Below are 13,102 nucleotides of genomic sequence, written 5' to 3' on the forward strand. Positions count from 1 at the left end.
GTGGTGACCGCTCCCTGACGGCCGGCAAGCCCGCTCGGGGCGGTCCTATGTCGGATCACGGACGTCACTGCTTCGGGCAAGAGTTGGCCCGGCTGAGTTCGTCTTCGGTCAGCGGGTTCTGGTCGCCCTGCGCGCCGGCCGCCGGAGGAGTGGCGTTCGGTGCGGGCGCGGTCGCGCCCGGCGTGGGCGTGCTCGGGGGGGTCGTGCCCGGGGCCGTCGGGGTCGGCGTGGTCGAGGGCGCGGCGGTCGGGGCCGCCGCGGCCGGGCCGCGGTTCTTCTCGCCCGGGGTCGGCGTGGTCGCCAGGAACGCGGCATGGGTGGCCTGCGTCGCCTGGGTGCCCTGCGCCGGTGCCGCCGCCTTGGCGGCCCGCTGGCAGAGCTGGACCCAGCCGTCGAGCTCCTGGACGGTCGTCTGCGCGTCGTTCAGGCTGCTGACCGAGATGGTCTTGTTCACGTGGGCGCGCTGGTCCTGCGGCAGCCACTTGAGCTGGATGCCGCTGTACGAGTCGTGCACCGAGGACAGGCTCAGGCCGGCCAGGCTCTGGTTGATGCCCTGGTAGACCGCGACGTGGTCGCCATCCTCGCCGATGTAGTACTGGTCCTGGGTCCACTGGTAGCCGAAGTAGCCGGCGCCGCCGAGCAGGCCGAGCGTGACCAGGGCGGCCACCGAGGCGGTCAGGCCCTTGCGCTTGCGCTTCGGGGGCTTCTCCTCGTCGAAGTCCTCGGTGCCGTACACCGAGGGCTCGGCGGAGCCGTACGCGCCCTGGTAGCCCTCGGCGGGGCCGAAGCCGGCCGACGGGTCGTGGCCGGCCTCGTAGCCCTCGGCCGGGCCGAAGGCGCCCTGCGGGCCGCGGCCGAGGCCTGCCGCGCGGCCGGCCGGGGTGTCCGCGATCGAGCGGTCGGCGGCGGCCGAGGACGGCGGGGCGTCGGCGACCGCGCCGACCACCACCGGGACGTCGTTGAACTGGCCGCTCATGGTGTCCGTGGCGCCGACGTCGATGACGTCCGCCACGATGCAGGTGATGTTGTCCGGACCGCCGCCGCGCAGCGCGAGCTGGATCAGCTCCTGCACGGTCTGCTCCGGCGAGTAGAAGCTGCCGAGGGTGTCCTGGAGGGTCTGGTGGCTGACCGGGCCGGAGAGGCCGTCGGAGCAGATCAGGTAGCGGTCGCCGGCCCGGACCTCGCGGATCGACAGGTCGGGCTCGACCTGGCCGCGGCCGTCCAGCGCCCGCATCAGCAGCGAGCGCTGCGGGTGGGTCTCGGCCTCCTCGGGCGTGATCCGGCCCTCGTCGACCAGGCGCTGCACCCAGGTGTGGTCCTGGGTGATCTGCACCAGCGAACCGTCGCGCAGCAGGTAGGCGCGGGAGTCGCCGACGTGCACCATGCCCATCCGCTGGCCCGTCCAGAGCATGGCGGTCAGCGTGCAGCCCATGCCCTCGAGCTGCGGGTCCTCCTCGACCATCTGCCGGAGCCGGTCGTTGGCGCCCTGGACGGCGTCGCCCAGCAGGGTCAGCAGGTCGGCGCCCGGCACGTCCTCGTCCAGCCGGACGATCGAGCCGAGCACCTCGGAGGAAGCGACCTCACCGGCCGCGGCGCCGCCCATGCCGTCGGCCACGGCCAGCAGCCGCGGCCCGGCGTAGCCGGAGTCCTCGTTCCCCTCCCGGATCAGTCCCTTGTGGGAGCCGGCGGCGAAGCGCAGCACCAGGGTCATGCGACCTGTGCCCCCCTCTGGGTCATGGACGGGATGCTGTCCCTCATGCGCTACTACTTCCGCAGTTCGATGACGGTCCTGCCGATACGGATCGGCGTGCCCGGCTGGAGCGGGGTGGGCGCGGTCAGGCGCTGCCGGTCCAGATAGGTGCCGTTGGTGGAGCCTAGATCCTCGACCGTCCACTGCCCAGTCTGATCCGGATAGATCCTGGCATGCCGGGAGGACGCGAAGTCGTCGTCCAGCACGATGGTGGAGTCGTGTGCGCGGCCGAGCGTGATGGTCTGGCCCTGCAGCGCCACGGTGGTGCCGGCCAGCGAGCCCTGCACCACGACGAGCTGGCTCGGGGCGCCGCGACGGCGTCCGCCGCCGGGCTGGGCCACGGTCGCCGCCGACGCGGCAGCGGCGGCAGCGGCCGGCACAGGCGTGGGGCGACCCGCGGCCTGGGCGGGTGCACCGCCGCCTGCCGTGGCGGACGCGCCGCGACGGGAGGAGCGCGGGTTCACCTTGGTGCCGAAGAGGTCGCTGCGGATCACCTGGATAGCGACGATGACGAACAGCCACAGAACGGCCAGGAATCCCAGCCGCATGACCGTGAGGGTCAGTTCTGACATGACCGTCCCGCCAGTCGGTGAGCGAGGCGCGCGAACAATTCGGACACTACCCTTCGACCTGCCGGTAGACGATGGTGGTGGAGCCCACGACGATTCGCGAGCCGTCGCGGAGCGTAGCGCGCTGGGTGTGCTGTCCGTCCACCACGATGCCGTTGGTGGACCCCAGGTCGACCACCATCGAAGGGCTGCCGGGCCGGATCTCGGCGTGCTTGCGGGAGACCCCGGGGTCGTCGACCCGCACGTCCGCCTCGGTGGAGCGGCCGAGCACGCAGGCCGAGCCGGTGATCTGGTGGCGGGCGCCGTTCACCTCGACCCAGCGGCGGACCGAGGTGCCGCCGTGGCCGGCGCCGGGGAGGTTGCGGACGTTGCCGCCGGCGGGCGCGGGCGGGCCCGGGGGCATCGCGGGGGGCGTGGCCGGCGGCGGGGGCGCGCTGTACTGGCCGGCGCCGGGCTGCTGCCACGGTGCGCCCGGGGCCGGGGCGGCCGGCGGGCGGTCGTAGCCGGGCTGCGGCGGGGAGTACTGCTGGGGCTCCTCGGCGGCGAGGGTCCGGCTGCGCACCCGGTACAGGCCGGTGTCGAGGTCGTCGGCCTTCTCCAGGTTCACCTGGAGCGGGCCGAGGAAGGTGTACCGCTGGGCCTCCGCGTACTCGCGGACCATGCCGGCCAGCTCGGTGCCGAGCTGCCCGGAGTAGGGGCTGAGGCGCTCGTGGTCGTGCGGGCTCAGCTCGACGATGAAGTCGTTCGGCACGACGGTGCGATCGCGGTTCCAGATGCTCGCGTTGTTGTCGCACTCGCGCTGCAGCGCACCGGCGATCTCCACGGGCTGGACCTCGGACTTGAACACCTTGGCGAAGGTGCCGTTGACGAGACCCTCAAGTCGCTGCTCGAACTTCTTCAGCACTCCCATGGGGCACCCCCTTCCAGGGTTCGTTCGCCTGCCTGCCGACCGGATCCCGCCCGCGAACCGGCCGTGCCTACTTGCGGTACTTCCGTACTGATCGTATCCACGCCGGGCCCTTCCGTACGGTTCCCGGACCGTGTGGTGCCCGGGGGTGGGCTCGGACACACAGGGTGACGCATTCCGGGTACGGCACGCCAGGTGTGCCCGTCGGAGCGGCCGCCCCTCCCTCGCGCACGCGTTCGGCGTACGTCCGTTCGGATGCGGTCGGTCTCGTCGGTGAACCGATTCGGAGCAGCCCCGCAGGTCGTGCTAATGTTTTCCACGTCGGAAGGGCCGCCCGGAAGGGAGGCCGGTCCAAGGAAGCGCGAAGGCCTCATGGTACCGAGCGGTTCGGAAGATCGGTCGGCAACGAGGACAACACCCATGCGCGGGTGGCGGAATAGGCAGACGCGCTGGATTCAGGTTCCAGTGCCCGAAAGGGCGTGGGGGTTCAACTCCCCCCTCGCGCACAGCGAAGCCCCGCAGATCTACGGATCTGCGGGGCTTTTTTGTCGTCCCACCGGTCCTTGCCGGAGTGGGGCGCGGTGGCTCAGGAACGGGTGGCGGGCAGCTCGGCGCGGACCTCGAAACCGCCGTCCCGGGTGGGGCCGGCGGTGAGGGTGCCGCCCAGCAGCTGGGCGCGCTCGCGCAGACCGACCAGGCCGTGGCCGCCGCCCGGGAGGGGCTCGGCCGGGTGGACCGGCGGGGCGTCGTTGCGCACCTCGACCCGCAGCAGGCGGCCCTTCGCCCGGACCTTCACGTGCACCCGCGCCTCCGGGGCGTACTTGGTGATGTTGGTCAGCGCCTCCTGCACGGTGCGGTAGGCGGCCCGCTGCACCGCCTCCGGCCACGGGCCGCCGGGGTTCAGCTCGGCGTCGGCGGCCAGGCCGCTCTCCTCGATCAGCCGGGGCAGGTCGGCCAGCCGGGGCTGCGGGGCGAGCGGGGCGTCCGGCAGCCGGCCGCTCGTGCCGCGCAGCACCCCGACCATCTGGCGCAGCTCGTCCAGGGTCCGAACGGACAGTTCGCGGATGGTGCGGGCGGTGGTCACGGCGGCCGGGTCGGTGGAGCTGACCTGGAGCGCGCCGGCCTGGATGCTGATCAGGCTGACCTGGTGCGAGACCACGTCGTGCATCTCCCGGGCGAGCCGGCCGCGCTCGGTGATCAGCACCCGCTCGGCCAGCAGCCGGCTCTCCCGCTCCTGGCCGCGGGTCAGCTCGTCCAGGCGGGCGGCCAGCTCCCGCCGGGTGCGGGAGAGCAGGCCGGTGGCGGCCGGGCCGGCGGCCAGCATCACGGCCTGGATGGCGTCGAGGGCGGTGGCCCGGCTCAGGTTGAAGACGTTGTCGGGCAGCGGCCAGTGGAAGAACTCGACCAGGGTGAAGAGGACACCGCAGGGGATCACGAACCGCGGGCGGGGACGTTCGGCGGCCACTGTGTAGACGGCGGTGATCGGGGCCAGCCAGATCTCGTCCACCCAGCTGCCGGGCATGGTGAGCAGCAGCACCACGACCGGGAAGCGGCGGCGCCAGAACAGTGCGACGGCGGCCAGCGTGGAGAGGGTCACCTGCCACCAGGTGGCGTCCCGGGCCACCAGGGCGGCGTCCAGCAGGGAGTAGAGGACGGGCAGCAGCAGCATCAGCCAGGGGGCGGTGCACCAGGCCGGCAGCCGTCCGGACGGCAGCTGGTCGGCGGTCGTCATGCTCCGTCGCCGGGCTTGGGCCGGACCAGGCCGGCCCGGTGGGCGAGGACCGCGGCCTGCACCCGGTTGGCGGCGCCGAGTTTGCCGAGGATCGCGCTGATGTGGTCCTTGACGGTGCCGGTGCCGAGGAAGAGGCGGTCGGCGATCTCGGCGTTGGACAGGCCCTCGCCGAGCAGCGCGAGCACGTCGAGCTCCCGGCTGGTGAGGGTGCGGGCCAGTGAGGTGGCCTCGGCGTCCGGGCCGCCGCCGTCCACGTAGCCGCCGATCACGGTGCGGGTGACGGTCGGGGAGAGGATGTTGCCGCCGGCCGCTAGCACCCGGACGGCGTGCACCAGCTGCTCGGGGGCGGTGTCCTTGAGCAGGAAGCCCACGGCGCCGGCCCGCAGCGCGGTGCCGATGTACTCGTCGGTGTCGAAGGTGGTGAGCATCGCCACGGCGGGCGGGTCGGGCAGGGCGCGCAGCCGGCGCAGCACCGAGATGCCGTCCAGGTCGGGCATCCGGATGTCGAGCAGCACCACGTGCGGGCGCAGGCGCTGGACGTGCTCCTCGGCCTGGCCGCCGGAGCAGTCGCCGACCACCTCCAGGTCGGGGGCGGAACCGACGATCAGACCGAGGCCGGAGCGGACCAGGATCTCGTCGTCGACGATCAGCACGCGGGTGGTGGTGATTGGTGCCTCCTCGGTTCGGGCGGCCGGGTGGGGGCGGTCCGCGTGGGTCGTTTCCGAGGGTAGGGGTAGCCGGGGCGGGGCGCCGAACGCCCGGGGGGTGGCGACCCCCGCCGTTCGGCGGGGGTGGGAATCCGCTACCCGGTTCACGTAATTCTCAGGCTTGGTGGGGAACCATGGAGTTGGCTGAGCCTTTCCGGCCCACTCCCTCACCTGGGCGGACGGTCGGACGGGTGTCGCCGGTCAGTCCGTCGGGCCCGTGCGGGCGCCCGCCGCCGGGCCGTACGCGGATGCGCCCCACCATCTGATCGTTTGGAATTGAGCTGTGTCGTCCACTGTGAAGTCGGAGCCGTCCGCCACGTCACCCGGGCCCCGGCCCGTCGGCGTGCTCGACCGCTGGCGCCCGCGGGCCGCCGTGGCCTCCGTCTGGTACCTGCGGCTGATCGCCCTGCTGAACGTCGCGACGGTGCTGCTGGTGCCCTTCCGCAACCAGGTCAGCGAGCACAACGAGGGTGAGTACTTCACCCCGTACCTGATGACCTCGGGCCTGGCCAGCGCGGTGCTGTCGATCTTCCTCGCCGTCGCGATGCGGCGGCGCAAGCGGGCCGCGTGGATCTTCAACGCGGCGCTCGGCGGCCTGTTCGCACTGCTCTACCTGGCGCTCATGGTGCTGCCGGACGAGCGGTTCCACGAGCACCCGCTCAACTACTTCTCCACCATCCTGACCTGCCTGTTCGTGCTGGCGCTGCTGATCGGGCGCAAGGAGTTCACGTCCAAGGGCGACAGCTCCAACCCGAAGACCGCGGCGGCCACCTTCGTCGGCGGGCTGGTGTTCGGCGGCGGGGTAGGCGCGCTGCTGGTCTGGCTGACCAACGAGCTGACCGGCGCGGGCTTCTGGGACCTCTTCCGGTACTCGGTCGGCCGGATGATCACCATCACCCCGTCCGAGCACCTGCGCTCGGTCATCGCCGCGCCGACCTGGGTGAACGCCGCGATCAACGCGATGGGCGGGGCGCTCTTCCTGCTGGTGCTGTACGTGGCCTTCCGCAGCCCGCGGGGCACCGAGCTGCTCAACCCGGAGGACGAGGCGAAGCTGCGCGGACTCCTGGAGAAGCAGGGCGAGCGGGACTCGCTCGGCTACTTCGCGCTGCGCCGGGACAAGGCGGTGATCTTCTCCCCCAGCGGCAAGGCGGCGGTCACCTACCGGGTGATCGGCGGCGTCTCGCTCGCCTCGGGCGACCCGATCGGCGACCCGGAGGCCTGGCCGGGCGCGATCGACGCCTGGCTGTCCGAAGCCCGCGAGCACGCCTGGGCGCCGGCCGTGATGGGCGCCTCCGAGGAGGCCGGAGTGATCTACGCCCGGCACGGGCTGGACGCGCTGGAGCTGGGCGACGAGGCGATCGTCGAGCTGGACGAGTTCTCGCTGGACGGCCGCGCGATGCGGGTGGTCCGGCAGGCGTACAACCGGGTCAAGCGGGCCGGGTACACGGTGCGGATCCGCCGCCACGAGGACATCTCGGAGACCGAGATGGCCGAGCTGGTGGCCAAGGCCGACGAGTGGCGCGACGGGGCGACCGAGCGCGGCTTCTCGATGGCGCTCGGCCGGCTCGGCGACCCCGGCGACGGCCGCTGCGTGATGCTGGAGTGCAGTGACGGCGAGGGCGAGCTGAAGGCGCTGCTGAGCTTCGTCCCGTGGGGCCCGGACGGGCTCTCGCTGGACCTGATGCGCCGGGCCCGCGACACCGAGAACGGCCTGATGGAGTTCATGGTGATCGAGCTGCTGCAGCGCGCCGAGGAGGTCGGGCTGAAGCGGGTGTCGTTGAACTTCGCGATGTTCCGGTCCGTTTTCGAGCGCGGTTCGCGCCTGGGCGCCGGACCGGTGCTGCGGCTGTGGCGCTCCACCCTGGGTTTCTTCTCGCGCTGGTGGCAGATCGAGTCGCTGTACCGGGCGAATGCCAAGTACCGGCCGATCTGGGAGCCGCGTTACCTGCTGTTCGAGAAGAGCAGCGAGATTCCGCGGATCGGCATCGCGAGCGCGCGCGCCGAGGGTTTCATCGTCGCGCCGAGCCTGCCCGCCCTGTTCCGACGCCGGCACGCCGGGGCACCCGTGGTGGCGCCCCGGGTCCCGGTGGCGGCCCGGGACGGGAAGGGGTAGCCCTCCGTCGGGGGGCGGAGGGGGCCGGTAGCCGGATGGGGGTCCGGAGGGGGGATCGCTCTCCCCCCTGAGGATGACCCTTATCCCCATCCCTGCCGATGTGCCCATTGTTAACAGGCTTCTAATGTTGGAGTAGTAGAAGGTTCGGGGATTCGGAGAAACGGTTGTGATTTACAGGACCCACGCGGGGGGCGTGCGAAAGGGGCCGCTGGCGCTAGCCAGAACGGCCGCTGTCGCCGAGTGGGGAACGTTGTTCGTGACGGTTCGGAACACGGTGGCGCGAAAGAAGTTCGCCGCTGTTCCGCTGGCCACGCTGGCGACGTTTCTGATCCTGCTGTTCAGCATCGTCCAGCACCTGCCGGGCGGTGAGCACTTCGTCAGCCACATCGGGGTGGTGCGGGCGGCGTTGCCGCTGGAGGTCTCGCTGCTGCGGACCCCGCTGTCGCTGTACGTTCCGGCGCTGGACCTGCCGGTCTGGGGGGCGCTGGCCCAGGTGTTCGTGGTCTTCGCGATCGCCGAGATCGTGCTCGGCCGGCGGATGACCCTGGTGGTCGCCTACGCCTGCACCCTGGCGGGCACGTTGTTCGCCCGGGTCGGCGTGGCGGTCGGGCCGGGCCACCTGTTCGGCTTCCCGAAGTGGGTCGCCTACGTGCGGGACACCGGGCCGTCGGCCGCGGTGGTGGCGCTGGCGATCTGCATCGCCTTCCGGTGCCGGGCCTGGTTCACTGCCGGCCTGGTGGTGGCCGTGATGGTCGGCGAGGCGGTCATACTGCCGAACCTGGCGGGCCTGGAGCACGTGGTCGCGGTGATCACCGCGCTGCTGATCGCCGTCGCGGTCGAGGTCTTCGGGGACTTCTGGCCTCGGGTGCTGGCCGGGGTCGGCGCCGCCACCTCGGTGGCCGCGGCCGCCTCGCGGGAGGTCGCCGTGGAAGCCCGGCGGCGCCGGTCGGCCGGGGCCGTTATTCCCTGATTCGCCCGCTCGCCTCAAGGGTGGGGCGGCCGTCAGGCGTGTGGGAGGGCCAGTTCGAACCAGACCACCTTGCCCACCGCCTTGCGGGCGGTGCCCCAGCGTTCGGCGAGCTTGGTGACCAGGGTGAGGCCGCGGCCGGTCTCGCCGAGCTGTTCGGCCGGCTCCAGCGAGGGCAGGTTGTGGTTGTCGTCGCTGACCTCGACCAGCAGCTTGTCCACCCGGATCAGCTGGAGCCGGACCCGGTCCCGGGCGACCCGGACGGCGTTCGTCACCAGCTCGCTGACCAGCAGCTCGGTGGTGTCGCTGAGGGCCTCCAGGTGCCAGGCGGCCAGCTGCTCGCGGACCAGCGACCGGGCTCGGCGCACCTCACGGTGGTCCACCGTGAGGTCCCAGGTGGCGACCTCGGACGGGGCGACCCCGTCGAAGCGGGCCACCAGCAGGGCGACGTCGTCCTTGCGGTCGTCGGTGTGCAGTCGGCGCAGCACCTCGTCGCAGGCCTGCTCGGGGCTCTGCTGCGGGTCGATCAGGTTGCCGCAGAGCGCGGCGAGGCCCGCCCCTATGTCCCCGCCCCGGACCTCGACCAGGCCGTCGGTGCACAGCACCAGCATCGAGCCGTCCGAGACGTCGATGGTCTTGGCGACGAACGGCACCCCGCCGACGCCGATCGGCGCGCCCGCCGGGATCTCCAACAGTTCGCCGGTGCCGTCCGGGTGCACCAGGACGGGCGGGACGTGGCCGGCGCTGGCCAGCTCGCAGGTCCGGTTGATCGGGTCGTAGACCGCGTACAGACAGGTCGCGAGGTGGTCGTCGCCGAGCTTGTGGGCCAGGTTGTCCAGGTGGCGCAGCAGCTGGCCGGGCGGCAGGTCCAGGGCGGCGAGGGTCTGCATGGCGGTGCGGAAGCGGCCCATCGCGGCGGCCGAGTGGATGCCGTGGCCCATCACGTCGCCGACCACCAGGGCGACCCGGCTGCCGGGCAGCTGGATCGCGTCGAACCAGTCCCCGCCGACCTCGGCCTTGGGGTCGCCCGGCAGGTAGCGGTGGGCGATCTGCACGCCGGGGATCTGCGGCGGGCGGGTCGGGATCATCGAGCGCTGCAGGGTGGTGGCGACCCTCGCCTCGGCGCGGTGTAGCCGGGCGTTGTCCAGCGACAGCGCGGCGCGGACGGCCAGCTCCTTGAGGGTCGCGGCGTCGCTCTCGTCGAAGGGGGCGCGGTCGGGCAGCCGGAGCAGCTTGAGGATGCCCAGCACGGTGCCCCGGGCGGAGAGCGGGACGACCAGCATCGAACGGCCGGAGACCACCGGGGCCAGCCGGGCGCCGCCGAGCGCGATCGCGTAGTCGACCGCGACGTCCGCGCTGATCACCGGGACCAGCACCGGCTGGTTCAGCTGCAGGGCCATCCCGGGCGGGGTACGGCGGGGCATGCTGACCAGCGAGCCCTCGGTGAGCACGTGGTCCCAGGCGCCGCCGGTCTCGTTGAAGACCAGGGCGACCCGGCGCAGCATGGTGGCGTCGTCCGGGCGGCCGACCGGCAGCTCGGAGTCCGAGATCAGCCCGTCCACCAGGTCCACGCAGGCGAAGTCGGCGACCCGGGGGACCAGCACGTGGCACAGCTCGTGGGCGGTGAAGCCGAGGTCCAGGGTGGTGCCGACCTTGCCGCCGACCTCGTTCAGCAGGGCCAGCTGCTCGCCGGCCTGCCCGTTGGTGAGGAAGGGGCTGAGCCGGCCGGGCGGCGGGGCCTCGGGGCTCGCGGGGGCGGGGAGCGGGACGGGCATGGCGGCGGGCGGGGCCTGGTCGGCGCGGAGCGGCGGGTGGCCCTTGGCGGACGACTCGACGGCGGCTCGGTCGATGGCGGCTCCTCCTCCGGTGGGTGGGGGTACCTCCCGGCCGGAGGCTGGGGGAGGGACGGACGGGCCGCCGCCCGCCGGGGCGCCGCTGACGGCGGCGACGGGCTGGGGGACGGGGAGCTCGGTGGCCTCGCGCTGCGCTGCCTCGCGCGGGGCGGGCAGCGGGGCGGGCGAACGGCGGCCGGGCGCGGTCTGCTCGGGCTGCGGCGGCGGGCCGACCCGGGAGACGCGCTGCTGCGGCGTCGGGTAGCGGCGGCCGAGACCGGCGGCCGCGTGCGCCGTCCCGGTCTGCGCGTCGGCGGGCAGCACCGGCAGCACGGTGACCGCGTCCAGCCACAGGGCGGGCAGTCCACCGAGTCCGATCGCGGTCGCCATCGCCGTGCGGTGGCCGGCGGGCAGCAGCCGGGCCAGCGGTTCGGGCACCCGGTCGGCGGGTGGGGTGAGTGCTGCGGTCAGCCCGTGGAAGCCGCCCCGGGCGGCGGGCGTGGCGGCGAACGGCAGCAGCCGCTCGCCGAGCGCGAGCCGGGGGCCGGTGGTGCGCAGCGGGCGGGCGTCGGCGGCCAGCGCGAGCAGCCCGCCGGACGGGCCGGGCAGCGGGTAGGCCCACCAGAGCACGTCGCGCTGGTGCTCCTCGCGGTCGGTGACGGTCAGCCGGCCGGCCCAGGGACGGCCGGCCGCGGTCAGCTCGGCGAGGGTGTCGAACGCGTCGCAGGCGCGGCGGACGGCGCACCGGCCGAGCACCCGCGACTCCACGGCGGGCAGCAGGCCGGAGGCGGGGCGGTCGTGGGCGACTTCGGCGCGGTGTCCGAACAGCTCCTCGGCGGCCCGGCCCCACTGCGCGATCCGGCCGGACCGGTCGACCAGCACGAGGGCGAGCCGGACCAGGGCGGCCACGCCCGTCGGGTGGTCGCCCGGTTCGGTCCCGTCGGCCGCCGGACGCGGTGTGGAGTTGGACTCGGCCACCATGGATTCGCTCTGCTCCCGCCTGGCCGCCACGCCTGGAGGCGGCCGTCTCTCCGGAGGAAGGCTCGCTGTGCGGATACCAGCGAAGCACGGACCGGGCCGGGCTTGATACCGAAACGGGGAGATTCATCAGTATCGGTTGCGTGTCGTGCGGCGCGCGCCGGTCCGTACCTCCGGTTCACCCGGACGGGGCTTTCGCGCGCGGCGGTAGGGTGGCAGGCCGGACCGCCCGTGCGGCGGACCCGCAGGACGCAGCCGGCCGGACGAGACAGAGGCGAGAAGTGAGCGCGCAGAGCCCCGCCCGCTGGACGGACCCGGAGCAGCAGGAGCTGGAGGAGCGGGTCGCCGCCGCCGAGCTCGCCTGGCTCAGCATGGACGTGGACGTCCAGACGCTGCGGGTCGAGATCGACAACTTCGCCCTGATCCACCACCAGCTGCTCGGCCCGCTCTACGCCCGGCTGGACGAGCTGGACGCGCTGGTCGCCGAGGCCATCGCGGCCCGCACCGGACTGCCCGAGGACCAGCGCCGGGCCGCCGAGGCACGGCAGCAGGTCGAGGAACTGCCGGACCTGGACGCGCTGTTCGACTCCGTGCAGGAGCAGCGGGAGCAGTCCGGCCAGGGGGAGGAGGCGGCCCCGCCGCCGCCCGCCGCGCCGAGCCGGGTGCGGCCCGGCAAGGACGCCCAGCGGATCTACCGCGAGCTGGTCCGCCGCGCCCACCCCGACCTCACCACCGACCCGGCCGAGCAGCAGCGCCGGGCCGCCTTCCTGGCCCGGGTCAACGAGGCCTACGCGTTCGGGGACGCCGCCGCGCTGGAGGGCCTGGCCGCCGAGTGGTCCACCGCGCCGGAGGCCGCGCCCGCCCTCGACTCCGCCGACCGGTCGGACTGGCTGCGCCGCCGGCTGGACTGGCTGACCGCCAAGATCGCCGAGACCGCCACCGAGCAGGTCCGGCTGGAGCAGACCCCGATGGGCGAGCTGCTCGCCCTCGCCCCGCAGGACCCGGACCGGCTGCTCGAGCAGCTCGCCGAGGAACTGCTGGCCAAGGCCGCCGACCGGCAGGCCGAGCTGGAGCGGCTGCTCGGCGGCCACGGCCCGGCGGCGGAGGACCACGGCCCGGTGGAGAGCCACGGCCCGGCGCCGGTGGGCGACAATGGCACGGACCCGACCGACCCCCAGCCTTCGGCCGGGAGGTACCCCCCTCAGGAGAGCCACACGATGTTCGCGCAGATCCCCACCGCCGAAGCCGCCGCCGTGCCCGCCGACGCCGTCCTGCTGGACGTCCGCGAGCAGGACGAGTGGGACGCCGGCCACGTGGACGGCGCACTGCACATCCCGCTGGGCCAGGTGATCGGCCGGCTCGACGAGCTGCCCGACGGGAAGCTGTACGTGCTCTGCCGGGTCGGCGGCCGCTCCGCGCAGGTCGTCCAGTACCTGGTGCAGCAGGGCCGTGACGCGGTGAACGTGGACGGCGGGATGTACGCCTGGGAGGGCGCCGGCCGTCCGATGGTGAGCAGCACCGGCCAGGACGCCTTCGTCCTCTGAGGC

General features: G+C 73.5%; 9 protein-coding genes and 1 tRNA gene. 4 read left to right on the forward strand and 6 right to left on the reverse strand.

The window, feature by feature from the left end:
* Positions 1 to 64: 64 nt before the first annotated feature.
* From ACZ52J_RS03480 to ACZ52J_RS03490, 3 genes are read right to left on the reverse strand one after another with little or no spacing between them, the layout of a single operon-like run.
* A complete protein-coding gene (locus tag ACZ52J_RS03480) occupies positions 65 to 1,711 on the reverse strand; it encodes a PP2C family protein-serine/threonine phosphatase (RefSeq protein WP_360498151.1) in 1,647 nt (548 codons plus the stop codon).
* 53 nt (positions 1,712 to 1,764) lie between these two features.
* A complete protein-coding gene (locus ACZ52J_RS03485; RefSeq protein ID WP_465615462.1) occupies positions 1,765 to 2,322 on the reverse strand; it encodes an FHA domain-containing protein FhaB/FipA in 558 nt (185 codons plus the stop codon).
* Positions 2,323 to 2,368: 46 nt separating this feature from the next.
* The gene (locus tag ACZ52J_RS03490; RefSeq protein WP_360498147.1) at positions 2,369 to 3,229 is read right to left on the reverse strand and encodes a DUF3662 and FHA domain-containing protein; all 861 of its coding nucleotides are present in this window, start codon (positions 3,227 to 3,229) and stop codon (positions 2,369 to 2,371) included.
* 419 nt (positions 3,230 to 3,648) lie between these two features.
* Between ACZ52J_RS03490 and ACZ52J_RS03495 the strand changes: the two genes are divergently transcribed.
* Positions 3,649 to 3,732, forward strand: a tRNA-Leu gene (locus ACZ52J_RS03495).
* Positions 3,733 to 3,812: 80 nt separating this feature from the next.
* Here ACZ52J_RS03495 and ACZ52J_RS03500 read toward each other — a convergent pair.
* Positions 3,813 to 4,958 carry a sensor histidine kinase gene (locus ACZ52J_RS03500; protein ID WP_465615464.1) on the reverse strand — a complete coding sequence of 382 codons (1,146 nt, stop codon included), beginning with the start codon at positions 4,956 to 4,958 and terminating at the stop codon, positions 3,813 to 3,815.
* Positions 4,955 to 5,605 carry a response regulator transcription factor gene (locus ACZ52J_RS03505; RefSeq protein ID WP_360498183.1) on the reverse strand — a complete coding sequence of 217 codons (651 nt, stop codon included), beginning with the start codon at positions 5,603 to 5,605 and terminating at the stop codon, positions 4,955 to 4,957. Before ACZ52J_RS03505 ends, ACZ52J_RS03500 begins: the two co-directional genes overlap by 4 nt.
* Positions 5,606 to 6,008: 403 nt before the next feature.
* On the opposite strand from ACZ52J_RS03505, the gene ACZ52J_RS03510 reads away from it, so the two are divergent.
* Both ACZ52J_RS03510 and ACZ52J_RS03515 read left to right on the forward strand, forming a co-directional pair.
* On the forward strand, positions 6,009 to 7,778 hold the full coding sequence (locus ACZ52J_RS03510; protein ID WP_360498181.1) for a phosphatidylglycerol lysyltransferase domain-containing protein: 1,770 nt from the start codon (positions 6,009 to 6,011) through the stop codon (positions 7,776 to 7,778).
* Between the two features lie 256 nt (positions 7,779 to 8,034).
* The gene (locus tag ACZ52J_RS03515; RefSeq protein WP_360498143.1) at positions 8,035 to 8,748 is read left to right on the forward strand and encodes a hypothetical protein; all 714 of its coding nucleotides are present in this window, start codon (positions 8,035 to 8,037) and stop codon (positions 8,746 to 8,748) included.
* 32 nt (positions 8,749 to 8,780) lie between these two features.
* Here the strand turns inward: ACZ52J_RS03515 and ACZ52J_RS03520 are convergent, their stop codons facing one another.
* Positions 8,781 to 11,558 (reverse strand): ATP-binding SpoIIE family protein phosphatase, encoded by a 2,778-nt coding sequence (locus tag ACZ52J_RS03520; protein ID WP_465615467.1) that lies wholly within the window; start codon positions 11,556 to 11,558, stop codon positions 8,781 to 8,783.
* 278 nt (positions 11,559 to 11,836) lie between these two features.
* On the opposite strand from ACZ52J_RS03520, the gene ACZ52J_RS03525 reads away from it, so the two are divergent.
* A complete protein-coding gene (locus tag ACZ52J_RS03525) occupies positions 11,837 to 13,099 on the forward strand; it encodes a rhodanese-like domain-containing protein (RefSeq protein ID WP_465615469.1) in 1,263 nt (420 codons plus the stop codon).
* Positions 13,100 to 13,102: the final 3 nt, after the last annotated feature.

The organism is Kitasatospora sp. NPDC034035 (assembly GCF_055575755.1).